The organism is Agrobacterium sp. ST15.13.013, assembly GCF_027956525.1.
Taxonomy (GTDB): domain Bacteria; phylum Pseudomonadota; class Alphaproteobacteria; order Rhizobiales; family Rhizobiaceae; genus Agrobacterium; species Agrobacterium salinitolerans.
The window spans coordinates 1-18,161 of the sequence record NZ_JAQKGP010000045.1 but is presented as its reverse complement, the minus strand read 5'-3'; the positions used below and the strand labels follow the sequence as shown (position 1 = coordinate 18,161).

Here is an 18,161-nt window from a genome sequence, read left to right as displayed (position 1 = left end):
GGTGATGAACCAGAAGGTGATAACGGCAAGCGCCAGCAGGGTGAGGAAACTTGGAATGATGTGAACGATCGAGCCCCGCTCGAAACCCGTTTGCTCGAGAAAATGACCGCCACCCATGCCGATCACAAAGGTGACGTTGAACAGGATGAACATAAATCCAAGAAGCCGTTTCAAGATCCGGAAGGGCATGGCAATCAAAGCCAGAAATGCCCAGAGCGGATCACGCGCGGCGGCTCGCATCATGTTCCTGAATGCGTCCCGAGAAAGTCGCAACCGGTTCATGAAGCGCCCTGCCCGCTGTCGCCACCCTCTCCCGTGCCCGACAGCCCTCGTCCGATCAGATCGTCAAACAGCGCCTTGTCATTGTCGCGTGTCAGGAACCCTGGCAGTTCGCGGCGCAGCCAATCACCGAGTTGTTTGCTGAACTCCTGATCATCCGAGGTTTCGAGGTGATGCAGAACGAGCGAGCCGATCAGGACCTTTCGGCGCATATCGTTGTTGCGCTCGGTTTTTGAAAGCCGGGCCTTCAGCGCAGACCGTTGCGCCTCCAGTTCAGCCAGGCGCTGTTCGATTGTTTTCCTTGCCACGATTGTTCCTTTCGATTGCGGTCGCACCAGCACTGCCGTTGTTGACCACGGCTTCGCTCCTGGAAGACAGACCAGTTTCTATGAGGAGATCGGCATAGCGATTGTAAGAGGAGGTTGGGCCCTGTGGTTCATGACGCCGCCGTCACTTGCGCAGGTGAGATTTTCGCCCAAGACGAGCAGAATGATTTTGAAAATCCGCCCATCCGGCCTGGCGTCAGACGCCGAGCGCGCCACCAGATCAGCAAATTTTTTCTGAATAATTCCGGCGATGCGGACACGCTCGCGTTGCTTACGGTCCGGCAAAACTCAAATCTGGTCTTCATGTCTGCTCCGCTGATCCACGGTGTCCCGTATGGGCGAAACCAGAGCTCGCCCGAACTCCGGTTTTGAGCCGCCAGGCAAATGTCTGTCTTCCCGACTATGCGCCTTCACTATGCGCCTTCGGTCCTGGCCGGCCATCTCTGATTGATGCAAATGGTATTTGAATACCGGCGTTCCTCAATAGCGAACATTGAAGGGTTCATTATCTCAGGTTGAATTTTGCTGACCACTTTTAGCAGTCGAAACACCCGTTCGATGTTGCTAGCGTCACCACCGGTAAACAGACAAGGGCGCACTTACGACTTGCCACGCATTGGAGCGCTGAATTTCCCCGTTTGCAGATCGGAGATTTCGGTTGGCGATTTATCATCTCAGTACCAAACCTGTCTCGCGGTCATCCGGCCGAAGTGCTGTGGCATCCGCCGCCTATCGTTGCGCAGTTCTTCTCACCAATCACCGCGATGGGCTTGTGCATGATTTTACCCGGAAAGAAGGAGTGGAGCATAAAGAGATCGTGCTGCCGGACGGTGTTTCTGCCGATTGGGCTTTGGATCGTTCGAGGTTGTGGAACGCTGCCGAGTTTGCAGAAAAGCGAAAAGATGCCCGCGTCGCTCGCGAATTTGAAATCGCGCTTCCGCATGAGCTGTCGCCAGAGGGGCGACTGAAGGCGGCACGCGCCTTTGCCCGGGATCTTGCAAACCGCTATGGCGCAGCCGTGGATTTTGCCATCCATTCGCCAAGCGAGCATGGTGATATCAGGAACTACCATGCGCATGTGCTGATGACGACGCGACAGCTTGGCAGAACCGGCCTTGGCGAGAAAACTTATCTGGAGCACAAGAACGCACGGCTGCTGGCACATGGCATGGCGACAACCGATATACAGCTTCGCGATATCAGGCAGGCGTGGGAAGGTATCGCCAACCGTCAGCTTCAACGCGAAGGCCTGGACGTTCGCATCGATCATCGGTCACATGTGGAGCGCGGTCTAGAATTGTCTCCAACCGAACATATGGGCGTGCATGCGTCGCAGATGCAGCAGCAAGGAATGACAGTCGAGCGCGGCCGGCTGGATGACGAGGCAGCACGGCAAAATGCCGCGCTGATCCGCCAAAAACCGGAACAGGTTCTGACGCTGATCAGCCATGAGAAGAGCGTGTTCGATCGGCACGATATTGCCAAAACCCTGCATCGCTATATCAACGATGACGCCCAAATGTTCCGGAACGCCTTTGCGGCTGTTATGGCCTCGCCGGCGCTTGTGGAACTCCAGGCTGAGCGCAGCGATCCGGACACCGGCGAGGTTTCCAACGCGCGCTATTCGACACGGGACATGATCGATCTGGAAGTTGGCATGGCGCGATCGGCGGTAAGGTTACATCAGTCGCATTCCCATAACGTCGATCCTCGCCATGTCGTGCGCGCCATGGAGAGGCAGGATCTCTCTCTTCGGAAAAGCTCCGGCGGAATGGTGGCCGCACGCAATCCGTCAGCGGGATTGTCGGATGAACAGCGTCAGGCGATCGAGCATATTACCGGGCCAGAACACATCGCGGCCGTGGTCGGGTTTGCCGGTGCCGGAAAGTCCACAATGCTCGCAGCCGCGCGCGAGGCGTGGGAGGCTGAAGGTTATCAGGTCCATGGTGCAGCACTTGCCGGAAAGGCGGCCGAGGGACTTGAGGAAAGTTCCGGTATAGAGAGCCGTACGCTGGCGTCATGGTCTTACAGCTGGAACCATGGGCGGGATCTGCTCGGCCGCCGCGACGTGTTCGTCATCGACGAGGCCGGCATGGTCGGCAGCCGGCAGCTTGCCCGGTTCATCGGCGAGGCTGAAGAGCGCGGCGCAAAGATCGTTCTTGTTGGCGACCATGAGCAGTTGCAGGCAATCGGGGCCGGTGCCCCATTCAGGGCGATTGCCGAGCAGATCGGCCATGTCGAACTTTCCGGGATACGCCGCCAGCGCCATGATTGGCAGCGAGAAGCGTCGGTTGCCTTTGCGACCCACAAGACGGCCGACGGACTTGCCGCCTATCGCGATCACGGCGACATCCACTTTGCCGAAAGTCGCGACGCAGCGATGGCGCAGATCGTGCGTGATTATATTGACGATAATGAGAAGCGACCAGATGGCACCCGCGTTGCCATGGCGCATCGCCGCGCCGATGTGCGCGCGCTCAATGTTGCTATCCGATCGGAGCTTCAGAACCGACAAAGGCTGGAGCGCAGCCACGGGCAGAACGCCGGTGGAGACCGTGGGGATGTTGAGGATCGTGGAAACAGTGAGGAGGTTGCAGAACTCACTTTCCAGACCAGTAACGGCAAACGCGCCTTCGCTCCCGGCGACCGGATCATCTTCCTCGAAAACAACCGCGACCTCGGCGTCAAAAACGGCATGCTTGGCACGGTCGAGCATGTCGAGAGGGATCGGATCGATGCCCGGCTCGATGGTCGAGGCGGCGACAGTGTCAGCATTGCCACGGATAGCTACCAGGCGATCGACCACGGTTATGCGACGACGATCCATAAAAACCAGGGAGCGACGGTCGATCGCGCCTTTGTGCTGGCGTCCAGCACCATGGACCGGCATCTGACCTATGTCGCCATGACACGGCATCGCCACGGCGTGCAGCTCTACGCCGGCATTGAGGAGTTCACCAATGCGGGCCGGCTGGTTGATCATGGCGTTGCGCCCTACGCGCATAATCCAGAATCACGCGAGAGCTATTTTGTGACGCTGGAGAATGACAAGGGCGAACGCCATACGGTGTGGGGCGTTGATCTCAAGCGGGCCATGCGGGAGGCCTCACCTAAGATCGGGGACAGGATCGGACTGCAGCATGAAGGTGCCACGCCTGTCACGCTTCCGGACGGCACAAAGGCCGAGCGCAATGCATGGCGTGTCGTCAAGGGCGATGAACTCGCCTATCAGAAGCTGGCAAGCCGCCTGTCGTGTTCCGGCGTGAAGGAAACGACGCTGGATTACATCATCGACTTTGCCGAGCGGCGTGGGATCGCAAGCGACCAATGGATCGGGCAAGAGTTTGCGGTGAGAAGCGAGATCGAACTTGCTTCCGCCAAAAATGCGCGTCAAGACGTTTTGTCCCGTGCGGCCCATCTGCAACGGGAGCAGCAGGATCGGCCATCAGAGCGTCAGCAGGTTTACGAGGAACGTGCCGGCGATCTGGCCGGCCCTGTTCGCCGCGAAGATCGTCGCAATCCGTTCGCCCGAGATATCGATGACGGACGGCAGGACGACAGGACAAAGGACAACAATGGTTATCGCCGCATTCGGTGGTCCGACCTCATGTCGCAAGGCCTCGCCGTCCCTGCCCCCACAGAAGCCGTCGGCCAGCAAAATTCTCTGGAACCCGGTAAGCCAGCTCCGCTTGTGCCGGCGATTAGCCGTTACGACCGCAGCATCGAAGAGGTGGCGCAGCAAAGGGCGACGTCCGTTATCGAGCAGAGGTTCGATACGGTGGAATCTCTGGTACGGCGCGTGTTCCGTGATCCGGTGGAAGTCGCCGCGAGACTACGCACCGCGATGACCGAGAAGGAAGGCAATGGCAAAATCATGGCAAAGGCCATGGCCGCGCAACCCGAGCGGTTCGGGGAGCTGCGCGGCAAGTCAGGTCTGTTCGGATACAACAAGGAGCGGAAGGAGGCGTTGCAATATGCCAGGTCCCTCTCTGCCCATATCGGCTATGTCTCCGAGGCATGGGAGCGCCGGCTTGGCGAGGAACGTCAAAGCGAACAGTGGCTGCGTGAACAGCGTGACGTGATCGAAGTGCCGGGCCTCACGCCGCGCAGTGCCGAAATCCTTGCCAAGGTCGAGAAGATGCAGGTCGACAAGCGGCGCCAGTTTATCGCAGAGTTGCGATCGTCACCTGAGGGGCAAGCCGCGCTCGATGAGGCCACGCTGGTGGCCGAAGCGCTCACCCGGCGCTTTGGTAGTTCCGATCCTCGCAGGTTCGCCGAAGCGCTGGAGGCACGTCCCGAGCTCACAAAGCACGCCGAGCAGATCGAGACGATCGCCCGCATCGTGCATCGGACACGGCACGCCGAGCTTAGTCATGACCATACGCTGAAACAGCACATGAACCGGTCTCAAGGGCTTGGATTAAGTCGATAATAGGTACCGACGACAAAATTGGCGTCATTAAAACGGCCGCGGTTGAAAGTGCGCCACGCTTCCAAATTCCCCGGGGGTCGCGGTGGACTTAATCCGTCGCGGCTGGAGAGAGCATTCCGCTTCTGACGTGTCTGCGTGTCGGGGTGCAGAAAATCTCGATGTAATCGAACATGGCCCTGACTTCACGGCTCAATGTCTGCTCGCTCACGGACACGCAGAACTCTTGCCAAAGCCAATGCGCCAGATCGCATACGCTCCACATCGCTACGATAGAAATGTGGATTATGTGAAGCGATGATTGCAACAAGCTCGGATCTGATCATGCTGGTTTCATAGCGAAATTTACATTCATCGAGAAGAGGATGAAAACCGGCAAAGAGGTGCGCCGAATGAAAGAGACGCAGCGAGACCAGGTTTTGACTACCCTGATCGTCAACCAGATCATGAGCAATCCGCTCACCGGGGAGTCAGGAAGTTCGCGGCTGAAGCAGGTCGCGTAGTGATGGTGATATACGTATTTCTTCATGGCGGGGAAGATCAGGTCGGCCTCAGCGATTTGATTAAGGTCACCGGTCTCACGCGCGGCGGCATTATCGAGACCATTGAGCCACTCGTTCGACGCGGTCTTCTGGTGGAGACGATGGGGAAGAACTCGATGGGTCGTGGCACGGCACGTTACTTTGAGATCGCTTCATCCGTGAAGACGATCGTGGCCGCGGTCTCAGGCGCTCCCATGGGCGCAGGACTGGAATAAAATGCTGACCGACATCGCGGTGCAATGTTATCAGGCAAACGACCCCGAAGGTGGGGGGGGGGCACTTGATAGTTTACGAGGAACTTCGTATATATGGTGACGCTCGGGTTCAACGATGCGAAGAAGAAAGTGATCACCGCCCTGGTGAATGGAACATATCTGCATGAGGCCGACCGTTCGAACGTCAATACGAAAAACCTGCTGCTGACCGGTCAGGTCTCCGCTTCGACCGTCTGTGACGTTCTCAAGCGCAGCCAGGGACAGAACCACTCGTCATCGGCGCACCATCAGGCCGCTTCCATCCAGGTCCACGTCATTCGCCGTGATGGCTGGTACATCAAGTTCTACTTCGTCGATCCGAATACCGTATTCATCAGCGTGCATCAGTGAGGCTTTCATGAAGCTCTACCAACCAGGCGATACCAGCAAGGCCATCTGCCCGCACTGCGGAAAGCTGGTCACGACGACGTTCGCCTATCGTGACGTGCCGTTCGATGACGGATCCGGCACTGTGAAGGGCATTCTGTCCGCGGTCTGCGATGAGTGCGACGCCGTCGTTGCCATCCCCGCACAATCCACGCCCGCCATCCGGCGTGCGCGCCAAGTGGCCGAGGTCGCGCTTGAAGTCAGCATTCCCGCGCCCGAGGTCGAAATTCTCGATGCCGCCGCGTATCGCATCGATCCGACCGCGACCACGCGCTTCAGGAAAACCCTGTTTGCATTTTATCTTCAGCGGCTTCGGCAAGACGAGCAAAGAGCGGACGCGCTGCGCCGGAACTTCGAAGCGTGGCGTGTATCGAAAGCCGAAAGGGGTAAGCGCGTGACGCCGGGGATCCGCATCCCCAATCGGCGCTTGTCGTTCAAGATCTCCGCCAGGACCGATGACGACGTTCGGTGGGTGATGGCGGCCAGCGGTATGAACAGGACCGATACCGTCCGCTCTATCGTCATGGAGATCGAGAAAGATCTGCTGGCGCCCAAGGCGCCACGGGACCTTCGGCATCTCCAGGACATCGCGGCCGTCGTCAACGCCTGAAGATATCGTCTGTCGGTGCATGCGTGCCGGACCCTCCGCGCGGTAAGCGTCAGGCGACGCGCGGTAGACTAGGAACATCGCCAGCTTCGTGCTCACGCCATCTCGACCTGGCGGGAAATCGCTTTGTTGATTGACGCGTAAAATTCTAGCCGAAGAAACTATCGCGTCTCAAAATCAGTTAAGGCGACGCCACCGCATCCGGAGATAGTATTACAAGCATAAGCTCTTGAGAAATGCTCATTTATATAGCTCCGTCGAAAATGAACTGACTTTCAAATACTGCATGTCGGGATCTGTCGCGTCTTTTCTTAGATACGGCGGATTCGGAAGTAGGGTGGGATTCTTTTCACCCTCTTCTTTTAGCCACCCGAGCACATCTTCGATTTTCCCTTCCGTCACCTGCTCCCTGGTAATCGATAAGGTGATCGAGATAAGGGAAGTGCCTGAACCGAAGAATTCTGCGAGATTGTCGGGGTTTACTCTCTTCACTGTCTTTGGATCGTTGAAATCGGTGAAGGTTACCAGCAGAGGATAGTCAGCTTTGGAGAGCGTGGCAGTTGCCGGCTTTGACATACGTTCAAATTTTGGAGCAATGTCGACGGGTGCTATTCCTGGAAAAAAAAGCGCATACGGTCTCGGCATATCCTTCAACAGCGCGAAAAGGTACTTGCCTGGAAGAACCTCAAGGACAACCGCCTCCCCTCGCAGCTCAAAAAAAGCACCTCTTGCTTCAGGTAGTGCGAAGAGGCCGTCTCGATCATCCAAACTAGCCTTCATCACGCTCGACGCGGATTTTGGACCCGACGGGGTCTCAACCGTAACCGTCAGCTTTTGATGCCACGACCAACTGTCGCCGCAACTGCTGAGCAGCGACAGCGCCAACAACACGGGAATTTTCCTGAGAAGCCGAGAGATATTCATCAGACACCAGCTAGACGAAATAATTGCTATGCAAACGAACGTTGGCCTTGTCGCCAAATTTCACATCAAAATACGCGAAATCTTCCAGCAAACTATCAAGTCACTGGAGAGCAAGCAGAGGCATTCAGGATGTCAGTTGATCGATTGCTTGGTTTGGGACGGAGTTTCGTCACCCGGTTTTGCAATAAGACTTTGTAGAACGTCGCTATCCACCAAGCGTCCTATAACAGGATGAACCTTTATCTGGCTCTGCTTGGCGACTGTGTGGAAATTTGAAAGCACGGAGGTAGCGAGCTCCCGCGTCGGTGCGATAACATCCAGCAACCAGACGATTTGGCCACTGTTCCAGTCAGTGGGCTTCAACCGCACTGGAAAAACACCAGCCTTGACCTGCTCAACAATCTTTACATCGACGTCCTCACTCACGCTTGCCCAAATTGCGATAGCGTTTGGTGCCAAAGTGGTCTCTTCGGTTCCATCGTCCTCTTTTTTCGATGCGATTACGATACGATCATGACTAAGCGGATCGATGACCAAATGACTGAGATCGGACAGGCTCTGGCTGCGATAGCGAGGAACGGAACTGAGCGCGAATACGACCTGTCCAAAAACAGAAAAAATTTGCCCTTTTGCTTGTAAAAGTTTTCGGATCACATCGTCGTTTGCTCCGCTTGAACACAATCCCTACCGATCAATGGACACGTGTACGTTTTAAGCTCCTGAACAGAACGGGACCCTTGGCACCCTATTTGTCTGCGCCACTTCGAACGAAATCAGCAGTCTGGCGTTCAATGCGAAGGCGGTTTATTCGCTAAACGGAAGTTCAATATCTTCGCGGTTTTTCTTTGCGCCGTCGATTAGGACCGTTTTGAACCGGTCCGCATCTGCTGCCGGCAGCATCCCCGCCCCGACTCGAATAGCTTCTTGCCATGCCGGCCCGCGCTCCCATGCTTCGTTGTAGACGAGGGCCAAGTCGGCGGATCGCCTTGTCTGCTGCAGTGCCTCAAAAAGCAGCGCGGCTTGGCGAAGGTCCTTCTCACGCTTTGCTGGCCCCTGCCCGTCTGTGTGGCGGCGGCTGGCGACTATGAGCTTGTGGACCGCATATCGAGTTGGCTCGGGGACAACGACCGGGATGCCGCTTCGGTGGAGCAGTATTGTCCTTACGGGTTCCCTGATGAGAAAATCGAGAAAGCGTAGTGGATCCGCGCTGGCGCCGCCAAGGGCAGGCATCTTCGCCGGCTGGTCGATGTAGTCGTCCGAGCCTCGGTTCGATGTCAAGAATTCCACCCTGTAGCCGTCGGCATTCTGAAATGCCGACGAAGCCGCTGATCCCGATCTATGTGGAACGGGCCGGAAGCTGGCGTCGACGTCCTGCAGCAACTCCACGATCGGAGGCAGACTATCTTCAACCTCTCGACTGATGGCATAATCCTGAGCGATGTCCGCATCGCCGGTCAGTATGGCAGCCATGGGAAGGCGCACGCCGAGCAGCCCTGAATAGCATTGAAAGGCCACCGTGCCGATGAGAACGCCACGAAGTCGAAAGAGACCCCCATTGGCTAAAGCTTCAACGATATCGCCCGACATCGCGTCGGGCGATATCATCCCGCCTTCGCGGGTCAGGGTATTTACCAACCGCCTACGAGCGCGTAGATCGTCCTTGTCCCGCTTATGATCAGATACGCGCTGCGCTATATCCGGATCGTCAGCAGGACCAACATAACGACGTTTCGTACCACCGTGTCCATCCGGGATGTCGAAATACCAATACTTCCGTCCCTTGATGTTCGCCGGGGTGAATCGACCCTCCGAAGGGAAATCGGCCGTCCAGGCAGCGTCGAGCGAGCGCTGACCTAGCTCGGCGAGCATAGTTTGGTACATGAGATCAACGGATTTCATAAGCTCGACTCCGGTGTTATACTGTTTTTCAAAAACAGTATAACGATCGAGGGGATAGGTCGCAATACGGAACGCGTTTCTATCGCCTTGAGATCCCATCAGGGGTGAGTAGCGGCCTGCACCGTGGCAGAGTGAGGTCGCTATGCGCTGCGACCACTTTCCGATCGTCCAACGATGAAGTCACCCCACGGTAAGTGCGAAGTCCCACTCAAGCTAACGCCGCAGGCCGTCCATGACCAGTCTGACGATCCTGTGCGCGCGGTCACGCCACTCGGGGCTTTCCGGAATGGAATAAATGCCGAAAAGCGCATTCAGAACGTCCGCCCCCTCGATGTCCCCCTTGACCGCATCAGCCTTCACAGCGTTGTCGAGCAGCTCTTCAAACGCCGTATGCAACAGCTTCGAGCCCTCGGCAAAAAGGGCCGAGTTGGACGTAAACAAGAGCTTCAGGCTGCTCGCCATACCTTTTTTTGCGGCCATATAGCTGACAAACCGGTTCATCCATTCTTCGATGGCTTTGGCGGGCTCTTCTTCCCGCATCAAGTCGCGCGCAGCCGTCGCCAAAATTTCCAGCTCGCGGCGATAAACGCTTTCGACCAGATGTTCGCGCGTCGGAAAATGCCGATACAGCGTGCCGATGCCGACCCCTGCACGCCTGGCAATATCCTCCAGCGACGCCGCTGCGCCCTGCTCTGAAAATGCCAGCGCCGCGACTTCCATCAGCTTTTCCCGGTTTCGCCGGGCGTCTGCGCGCGTCTGAGGCGGTTGAACTGGAGGCGTTTGCTCCTTGGGCACGGAAAGGCCACTCCACGAAATAACGCTTGACGAATGATCGCAAGCCACTAAGTTAAACGGAGGCGCCTCCGTTTGCAGGTGCGCCACACGCTTCTTTAAATCAGATAGGAGGCGGATGTCATGCCGAAATCAACCATTGGCGCTGGTGAGCCTCTGACGACCGAAAAGTTCTTGAGGAACTTAACTGTCACTCGCTCATTCTGATGTCACAATGCGGGAGGCACTTATGACAGGATCGGCCGATAGCATCCGACAGAACGATAATGCTGCCGATTGGTTGCCTCGCAATGTCGATGCCTCAATTCTGGTGACACCGAAGAAAGCTTTTTCCACCGACAGTGCCTACGATGTCATGAGCTTTGCCATTGACAACATCAATGCAGGTTCACGGGTGGCGCTTTGCACGTTAGTGGAAATACGCGGTGGCTCGTCGCGTCCGCTTGGCGCGCATATGGCAGTCGCGCAGGACGGCAATTACTGTGGATATGTTTCTGGCGGATGTACGGAAGCGGCTGTCGCTGCAGAAGCCTTGCAGGCGATAGGAAGTGGACATGATCGTTTCGTCATGTTGGGCGAAGGATCGCCCTTCTTCGATATCGTTCTTCCCTGCGGAGGCGGCATCACGGTCGCCATTCATCTCGTTAAAAATGTTGAACCACTCTGTTCCATCACCAGGCTCTTGGATCGCCGGCGCGGCGCTTCTTTGCGCTATACGCCGGGTCTCGAGCAGATTTCACCCGGCTTCGAGGGTGCGCCAACCGGCTGGCATGGCGGTGTCTTTGTCACAGGCTACCGCCCGAAAGTGCGAGTGATTATTTCGGGACGCTCTCTCGAGGTCGAGACCGCCGCGAGCGTCGCGAGAGCCGCAGGATACGACGTTTTCATTCTTAAGGATGCCCCCCACACACCCGTCGATGCCACTGTGATCGATCCGGACACAGCTGTTGCACTTCTGGAGCACGACCTCGACCGCGAAGTGCCGATCCTTGCGGCCGCACTCCGCGCAAAACCTTTTTACATTGGTGCTCTCGGCAGTTCCCGAACCCATGAGAAACGGGTCGAGCGATTGCGCCGGAGTGGACACTCGGAGAAGGCAATCGCGCGGATCAAAGCGCCAATCGGCGTTTTCGGTCGCGCAAGGGATGCGCAGTCGCTGGCACTATCTGTCATCGCCGACATCGCCGCGTCGAGACAGGCCTACGTGACACAAAGCTAGAGCTACCGCCGGACCGACATATCCGACAGCAGCCACAGGCAGATAAACACCATGAGCTTCATAGGTGCGGCCAGAAACTTTCAGTGCGCACCTTCAGATGAGGGAGATGTCCAATGCGATTTAACATCAACGGAGCGCCAGTGGAGGTGGAGGCAGACATCCGCACTTCATTGCTTGATCTCATGCGCAACTATCTCGGATTTACCGGCACCAAGAAGGGCTGCGACCAAGGCGCATGCGGCGCATGTACGGTTCTGGTAGATGGCGAGCGTATCAATTCCTGTCTCGCGCTTGCCGTTCAGTACCAAGGCCGCAACATCACGACTGTGGAAGGCCTCGCGGCCAACGGCAACCTCCACCCGTTGCAAAAAGCTTTCATCGAACATGAAGGCTTCCAGTGTGGCTATTGCACGCCCGGGCAGCTCTGTTCCGCCGTGGGCATGGCAGGCGAAATCGAGCGAAACATCCCGAGCGTCGTCACCGCCGACCTTTCGGACGACAGCGTCATCATCAACGACACCGAGATCCGCGAACGCATGAGCGGGAATCTCTGTCGCTGCGGCGCCTATAACGGCATCGTTGAAGCCATTTCTGAAACGCTGGTCCAGCCGACCGCCACACAGACCGACGAGAGGGCACGGGCATGAATATCTTTTCCTATCATCAGGCGTCTGATGCTGCGTCCGCCATCACGCTTAAGCAGGCCGGGCCAACAACGAAATATCTGGGTGGCGGCACCAACCTTGTCGATCTCATGCGCGAGACGGTCGAAGAACCGGAGACACTGATCGATGTCACGCACCTGGCGAGCAGCATCGAACAGCGTGCCGATGGTAGTCTGATAATCGGAGCAGGCGTGAAGAACACCGCGCTTGCGGCCCATGGTGCGGTCAGGACCCAATTTCCGGTTCTCTCCCGCGCTATCCTCACAGGTGCAAGCGCGCAAATTCGAAATGTCGCCACCGTAGGAGGCAACATCCTGCAACGCACCCGGTGTCGGTATTTCTATGACAATGCCGCCCACTGTAACAAGCGCGAGCCCCTTTCAGGATGCGACGCGCTCAAGGGTTTCAACCGCTATCACGCCATCCTCGGCGCATCTGAAAGCTGCGTCGCCACCCATCCATCCGATATGTGCGTCGCAATGGTCGCGCTGGATGCCGTGGTTCATCTCCATGGCCCTGCAGGCAAGCGCAGCTTGCCCCTGCGTGATCTCCACCGTCTGCCCGGCGACACGCCCGAGATAGAAACCACACTTCACCCGGACGAACTCATCACAAGCGTTGAAATTCCCGCGCTGCCTTTCGCAAAAAAATCCACCTACAGGAAAGTCAGGGACAGAGCGAGCTACGCTTTCGCGCTCGTTTCCGTTGCGGCGGCGCTCGATCTGGATGGGGATGGTAATGTCAACGACGTAAGGCTGGCGCTCGGCGGCGTGGCTCACAAGCCGTGGCGTGCGATGAGGGCAGAAGCCCATCTTAAGGGCCAGAAGGCAGATGCCGAGCACTTCCAGGCTGCCGCCGAGGCCGAACTCGCCGAGGCCGTCGGCCTGCGAGACAATGCTTTCAAGATTGAACTAACAAAACGCACCATTGTCGCGGTTCTTGAAGAATTGAAGGGAGAAAAAGCATGAGCGCCGATACGCAGACGCTACCGGAGACAGGCAGACAAGGCCGCTGGCAACCTGCCGTCACAACCGATCCGCTGCTGCGCAAACATGGTTCCCTCGGGCAATCCGTATCGCGCATCGAAGGGCCCATGAAAGTCCAGGGCAAGACGCACTTTGCGGCAGAATTTCCCTACGATAACATGAGCTACGCGGCAATCGCTTTCAGCACCGTCGCCCGTGGGCGCATCACCGAGCTTAATGTCGGAGCCGCGGAGGCCGCACCCGGCGTCATTCTCGTCATGACCTATAAGAACGCACCACGGATGAGGGCGCCATCGCTGATGATGTCTTCTCCGACTGCGGCCGGAGCGAGCAATCTTCCTGTCATGCAAAATGACGAAATCCACTGGAACGGTCAGCCAATCGCGCTGATCCTCGCCGAAACACAGGAACAGGCGGATTACGCCGCATCGCTGATCGAGGCGACATACGAACTGCTGCCGGCGGTGACATCTTTCGATGAAGCGAAAAAAACGCCCCGCCAGCTTGAGAACCTGCTCGGCCAGCCGCCATACGTGGAAATCGGCGATGCGGAAACCGCCCTTGCCAATTCAGAGGTCAAGGTCGATCTCGTTTACAGAACCCCGCGCCACAATCACAATGCCATCGAGCTGCATGCGGCAACCGTTGTCTGGAATGACAGCGAACTACGCGTCCACGATGCCAGTCAGCTTCTCGATCTGACAACGGGTCAGCTTGCGGATATTTTTGGAATTGATGTCAGCAATGTGCACGTCACCTCGCCCTATGTCGGTGGCGGTTTCGGCGGCAAATGTCTATGGGATCATCAAATCCTCGCCTGCGCGGCGTCCAAACTTGCGAAGCGCCCCGTGCGCATCATGCTGTCTCGCGAAGGCGTCTTCCGGATCGTCGGCGGCCGCACGGTCACTGAGCAGCGCGTCGCATTGGGCGCCAGAGCCGACGGGACGCTCGATGCGCTGATCCACACCGGAACGGCGGCGATGACGTCACATAATTCCTGCCCGGAACAATTCACCTTCCCCGCCCGCCACCTCTATGCCGCCAGAACGTTCCGCATCGGTCAGAATGTTGCCGACATGGACATGCTGGCAAACACATTCATGCGCGCGCCGGGTGAGTCCGTTGGCACCTTCGCACTCGAATGTGCACTGGATGAACTGGCGGAAAAGCTGGGACTGGACCCGATCGAGCTGCGCCGGCGGATCGAGCCGGAAAAGGATCCGACGACCGGCAAGCCGTTCTCTTCGCGCTACCTCATTGAAGCCTACGACAGAGGCGCAGAAAAATTTGGCTGGGACAAAAGGAGCCGGACACCGCGCCAGAGACGTGAAGGCGAGTGGTTGATCGGCGTGGGATGCGCTACCGCAACCTACCCCTATCACCGGTTTCCCGGTGGCGCGGCCCGCATCAAGCTGACGGCGGAAGGTCACGTAACCGTTTCAACTGCCGTGCACGACATGGGAATGGGAACCGCAACAGCTCAGGTCCAGCATCTGGCAGCTCGACTGGGCTTGCCCCTTGATCACGTGACGTTCGAATATGGCGACAGCCGGTTGCCAAAAGGCGTGATCGCCGGAGGCTCGACCCAGACCGCCTCCATCGGCGGCGCGATTATTGCTGCAACTGAGGTCTTCGTGGAGGAACTCATCAAGCTTGCGGGCAACGACTCTCCGCTTGCCGGGCTGTCGCTTTCCGACGTTGAAACGCGTGATGGCGGGCTGTCGCACATCACCGACATTAGCCGGTTTGAAAGCTACCAATCGATCCTCCGAAGAGCCGGACGAGAAGAGCTCATCTGCGAGGCGGAAGGGCCTGCCCCAGCCGAAATGGAGGCCTTTTCCATGCATTCCTACGGCGCCCAGTTCTGCGAAGTTCGGGTCAGCGCCCTGACGGGTGAGACGCGTGTTTCGCGTTTCCTGGGTTCCTTTGATGCAGGTCAGATACTGAACCACAAAATGGCTACCAGCCAGTTCAAGGGCGGTATCATCATGGGTATCGGCCTTGCTCTAACAGAAGAAACCAACTTCGATGAGCGGACGGGCCGTATCATCAACGCCTCACTGGCGGATTACCACGTGCCGGTGCAAATGGACGTTCCGTCAATCGAAATCCTCTATACCGACAAGCCCGATCCACAGGCACCGATGGGCGCACGCGGCATCGGAGAGATCGGGATAACCGGGGTTGGCGCAGCCGTTGCAAACGCCGTTTACAACGCGACGGGTGTTCGGGTTCGCGATTTGCCCATTACCCTGGACAAGCTGATGATGGGTGCCGACTGACGCCGTTGACAGAGGAACGGTCAAACTCAAATCCAAAACCGTTCGTTCCTGGAACAGGATCGGAGATGTTGAGGTTCGGCATGGACCTCGACATCTCTTTGGTTGAAACCGTGACCGTGGTCCTTACCTCTCGAGAACGCCGCCGGCTGCAAGAACATCATCGGGCGTATCAACGTCGAGGCGGGCGGCGTCGCCGATATCCAAATCGATGACCGTTATTCCGGAGGTCTCCATGAGCTGACGCGCGCCGACATCGCCTTCCAGCCGCATGATGGCACCATGAAGTGACCTTGGAAGGATGACCGGATTGCCCCGATGGCCGCGCGACACCGCGCGAACGGCCGCTTTTGCAAATGCGAGGCGAAAAGCAGCGATCAGGGCGTTCAGATCACCAGCCGTGACACTTGGCATATCCGCCAGCATGACGATAACGCCGTCGATATCCCGCGCTGTGGCGGCTGAAAATCCCGCGATCAACGAGCTCGCCATCCCGGATGCATAATCCGGATTGTGGATGGAGGTAACCTCCAGACCCAGGAGTGTTGCTTCTATGTCTTCCCGCCTGTGACCCGTCACAACGATAACGGATTGCACATTTGCGGCGAGCGCTGTTTTAGCCACACGGCGCACCAGCGGCTCACCGTCAAATTCCGCAAGCAGCTTATGTCCGCCACCGTTGCCCATGCGGCTCGCTTTTCCGGCAGCCAATATCACCGCCGCGACGTTTGCCGGCGAGCGACCTTCCTTTTCGCAATCTCGCTCCGGCGGCTCTGCCATCCCTTCCATCGGTAATCCCACCGCTTAATCCAATACCGGACGCATAAACGATCTCTCGTAGCTCACGATGCTACGACTGCGCTTGTCCAACTCGTAGGCCGCAATGCACTCGGGATCAGACACCATCCTGATACGATAGTCTTCATAGGCAGCGAGACTTGGAAAGCTGAACAGAGCCAGTGCGATATTGTTGGCGCCCTCGCTCGGCAGAAAATATCCATGATGCGTCCCCCCCCATACGATTGACGATAGGGATCCAGAGCCGTGCATAATCCTCGAACTCCGAAAGCTTATGGGGGCAATGATGTATCTGAGGTAACAGGTAATCAACCAAGAAACTCCTTCTATAATCTGTCCGCGTTAGGCATACGCCCGTTTAGGTGCCATCATCTGCGATGAGCAAGCTGGAAATCGAGTTGCGGATCGCTCGGTGGAGCACTGCCCCCCCAAAGGCGTTCACAAGTCTACCGCACCCACTGCCGTTTTCACGGACACCGCATCTCAATCCAGAACAAACCCCATTTCAGCGACGATCACCAAAGCCTCTGCGGGTTCACCCGAACGTGATTTCTGTCACACTTCCCCGCCCTCAAAAGTCGCCTCCGCGTTCTACGACGATTCTCAGGGGCCGAGCGGCAGTAGTTCGAGCCAGCGCCGGGTCATTGGCAGCAGGCGAGCGCCGCCGCCAGCATGACGGTCGCCAGAATGGCTTCACCCGGCCGCACCGCGTACGTGGAGCCCGACAGCCATGCGAGAAGCTGGCCCAGGCGCGGGTCCTGCGCCGCCACCAGCACGGCCATGACGAAGCCGGAAACCGAACTGAGCGCGATGCCGAGGACCGCGAGCGTGCCCCGGTCTCGATCATTTGCAAGGCCCGCTCGAGCATGATTTTCGTACCTTTCCACGCCGGACATAAGAGCGCGGCAGCGAGGGCGGGGCCGATAGCCGCCCGCTCCACCGAACCAGCAGTCGGGTTGCAGGAGACGTTTTTCGTCAGTAGGTGCTTAACCGGGCAGACATACCGACAATAGATGGCGGCGTTCTTTCCCCGTAAAGAACCCTCGTCATAGACAGGATCGCGCATCCGCGCCTCGTTACAAGTGTCGAGATCTTTCTGGTTCGCTCGTATTCGGGCGGTGAGAGAATTGCTGCGGGTGAAGCGGTTGGAGACGGGTGGACGCTCCGGCCGCGTCCAATGTCGATAGCCCCCCCTTCAGGGAATGGGTGCGATTGTTCGGGTTCCTGCAAATCCCCCTGCCGGCCAAAGGCAACTGTTACGGGTGATACTCACGGTTGACAACGGACTGGCACTTTCTCATGCTGGTTAAAACAGGAGAAAGGGAACATCCATGAACATCCGCAAACGTTTTCTGTCGATCGGCGCAGTCGTTGGCGCACTTGCTCTCGGCGTCAGCTTGGCAGGTGCTCAGGCACCAATTTTTTTCCGGATTGGCACGGGCGGCACAGCTGGGACGTATTATCCGATTGGCGGGCTGATCGCCAATGCCATTTCGGGTGCTGGAGATAAGGGTGTCACTGGACTGGTGTCCACTGCAGTCGCCTCGAATGGATCGGTTGCCAATATCAATGCCATCCAGGGTGGCTCAATGGAGTCGGGCTTCACCCAGTCGGATGTCGCCTTTTGGGCACATAGCGGCACAGGTCTCTACGAAGGCAAAGGCAAGGTCGAGGATCTTCGACTGATTGCCACCCTCTATCCAGAAACAATTCATCTGGTCGCCCGGAAAGATGCCGGGATCAAATCGGTGGCGGACCTTAAGGGCAAGCGGGTT

General features: G+C 57.6%; 18 protein-coding genes and 2 pseudogenes. 11 read left to right on the top strand and 9 right to left on the bottom strand.

The window, feature by feature from the left end; translation table 11 throughout:
- Together PL597_RS25245 and PL597_RS25240 are read right to left on the bottom strand one after the other, a co-directional pair.
- A pseudogene (locus PL597_RS25245) lies at positions 1-243 on the bottom strand (type IV secretory system conjugative DNA transfer family protein); the annotation flags it as partial.
- A 35-nt stretch (positions 244-278) separates the two neighbouring features.
- On the bottom strand, positions 279-587 hold the full coding sequence (locus tag PL597_RS25240) for a mobilization protein (protein WP_271366583.1): 309 nt from the start codon (positions 585-587) through the stop codon (positions 279-281).
- Between the two features lie 123 nt (positions 588-710).
- Here PL597_RS25240 and PL597_RS25235 point away from each other — a divergent pair, with 123 nt between their 5' ends.
- From PL597_RS25235 to PL597_RS25210, 6 genes are all read left to right on the top strand, one after another.
- The gene (locus PL597_RS25235; protein ID WP_271366581.1) at positions 711-977 is read left to right on the top strand and encodes a hypothetical protein; all 267 of its coding nucleotides are present in this window, start codon (positions 711-713) and stop codon (positions 975-977) included.
- 286 nt (positions 978-1,263) lie between these two features.
- Positions 1,264-5,037, top strand: a complete 3,774-nt coding sequence (gene traA / locus PL597_RS25230; RefSeq protein WP_271366580.1) for a Ti-type conjugative transfer relaxase TraA — start codon at positions 1,264-1,266, stop codon at positions 5,035-5,037.
- 362 nt (positions 5,038-5,399) lie between these two features.
- Complete coding sequence (locus PL597_RS25225) at positions 5,400-5,537, top strand: hypothetical protein (protein WP_271366579.1); 138 nt, start codon at positions 5,400-5,402, stop codon at positions 5,535-5,537.
- Positions 5,537-5,791 (top strand): hypothetical protein, encoded by a 255-nt coding sequence (locus PL597_RS25220; protein WP_271366578.1) that lies wholly within the window; start codon positions 5,537-5,539, stop codon positions 5,789-5,791. Before PL597_RS25225 ends, PL597_RS25220 begins: the two co-directional genes overlap by 1 nt.
- Positions 5,792-5,884: 93 nt before the next feature.
- Positions 5,885-6,181, top strand: coding sequence for a hypothetical protein (locus tag PL597_RS25215; RefSeq protein ID WP_149148049.1), 297 nt, complete (start codon positions 5,885-5,887; stop codon positions 6,179-6,181).
- A 7-nt stretch (positions 6,182-6,188) separates the two neighbouring features.
- Positions 6,189-6,827, top strand: coding sequence for a hypothetical protein (locus PL597_RS25210; RefSeq protein WP_149148050.1), 639 nt, complete (start codon positions 6,189-6,191; stop codon positions 6,825-6,827).
- Positions 6,828-7,064: 237 nt separating this feature from the next.
- Here PL597_RS25210 and PL597_RS25205 read toward each other — a convergent pair whose 3' ends face one another.
- The 4 genes from PL597_RS25205 to PL597_RS25190 all read right to left on the bottom strand — a co-directional run bounded on the left by PL597_RS25205 (position 7,065) and on the right by PL597_RS25190 (position 10,442).
- On the bottom strand, positions 7,065-7,715 hold the full coding sequence (locus PL597_RS25205) for a hypothetical protein (RefSeq protein ID WP_149148051.1): 651 nt from the start codon (positions 7,713-7,715) through the stop codon (positions 7,065-7,067).
- Between the two features lie 165 nt (positions 7,716-7,880).
- A complete protein-coding gene (locus PL597_RS25200) occupies positions 7,881-8,402 on the bottom strand; it encodes a toxin-activating lysine-acyltransferase (RefSeq protein WP_271366576.1) in 522 nt (173 codons plus the stop codon).
- Between the two features lie 150 nt (positions 8,403-8,552).
- Positions 8,553-9,647, bottom strand: coding sequence for a nucleotidyltransferase family protein (locus PL597_RS25195; RefSeq protein ID WP_137412597.1), 1,095 nt, complete (start codon positions 9,645-9,647; stop codon positions 8,553-8,555).
- A 213-nt stretch (positions 9,648-9,860) separates the two neighbouring features.
- The gene (locus PL597_RS25190; RefSeq protein ID WP_416372252.1) at positions 9,861-10,442 is read right to left on the bottom strand and encodes a TetR/AcrR family transcriptional regulator; all 582 of its coding nucleotides are present in this window, start codon (positions 10,440-10,442) and stop codon (positions 9,861-9,863) included.
- A 226-nt stretch (positions 10,443-10,668) separates the two neighbouring features.
- Here PL597_RS25190 and PL597_RS25185 point away from each other — a divergent pair, with 226 nt between their 5' ends.
- The 4 genes from PL597_RS25185 to PL597_RS25170 all read left to right on the top strand — a co-directional run bounded on the left by PL597_RS25185 (position 10,669) and on the right by PL597_RS25170 (position 15,591).
- Positions 10,669-11,658 (top strand): XdhC family protein, encoded by a 990-nt coding sequence (locus PL597_RS25185; RefSeq protein WP_271366575.1) that lies wholly within the window; start codon positions 10,669-10,671, stop codon positions 11,656-11,658.
- 113 nt (positions 11,659-11,771) lie between these two features.
- Positions 11,772-12,305: a 2Fe-2S iron-sulfur cluster-binding protein gene (locus tag PL597_RS25180; RefSeq protein ID WP_137412600.1), complete on the top strand. Its 534-nt coding sequence runs from the start codon at positions 11,772-11,774 to the stop codon at positions 12,303-12,305.
- The gene (locus PL597_RS25175) at positions 12,302-13,291 is read left to right on the top strand and encodes an FAD binding domain-containing protein (RefSeq protein ID WP_271366574.1); all 990 of its coding nucleotides are present in this window, start codon (positions 12,302-12,304) and stop codon (positions 13,289-13,291) included. Before PL597_RS25180 ends, PL597_RS25175 begins: the two co-directional genes overlap by 4 nt.
- Entirely contained in the window at positions 13,288-15,591 is a 2,304-nt protein-coding gene (locus tag PL597_RS25170; RefSeq protein WP_271366573.1) for a xanthine dehydrogenase family protein molybdopterin-binding subunit, read from the top strand. The genes PL597_RS25175 and PL597_RS25170 overlap by 4 nt, the downstream gene beginning before the upstream one ends.
- A gap of 123 nt (positions 15,592-15,714) precedes the next feature.
- Here PL597_RS25170 and PL597_RS25165 read toward each other — a convergent pair whose 3' ends face one another.
- The 3 genes and pseudogenes from PL597_RS25165 to PL597_RS25155 all read right to left on the bottom strand — a co-directional run bounded on the left by PL597_RS25165 (position 15,715) and on the right by PL597_RS25155 (position 17,282).
- A complete protein-coding gene (locus PL597_RS25165) occupies positions 15,715-16,377 on the bottom strand; it encodes a nucleotidyltransferase family protein (protein WP_137412603.1) in 663 nt (220 codons plus the stop codon).
- Positions 16,378-16,392: 15 nt separating this feature from the next.
- Positions 16,393-16,698, bottom strand: a pseudogene (locus PL597_RS25160) (NIPSNAP family protein).
- Between the two features lie 329 nt (positions 16,699-17,027).
- Positions 17,028-17,282 carry a hypothetical protein gene (locus tag PL597_RS25155; protein WP_271366572.1) on the bottom strand — a complete coding sequence of 85 codons (255 nt, stop codon included), beginning with the start codon at positions 17,280-17,282 and terminating at the stop codon, positions 17,028-17,030.
- Between the two features lie 435 nt (positions 17,283-17,717).
- Here PL597_RS25155 and PL597_RS25150 point away from each other — a divergent pair.
- A partial coding sequence (locus PL597_RS25150) for a TAXI family TRAP transporter solute-binding subunit (protein WP_271366571.1) occupies positions 17,718-18,161 on the top strand: 444 nt, incomplete at its 3' end.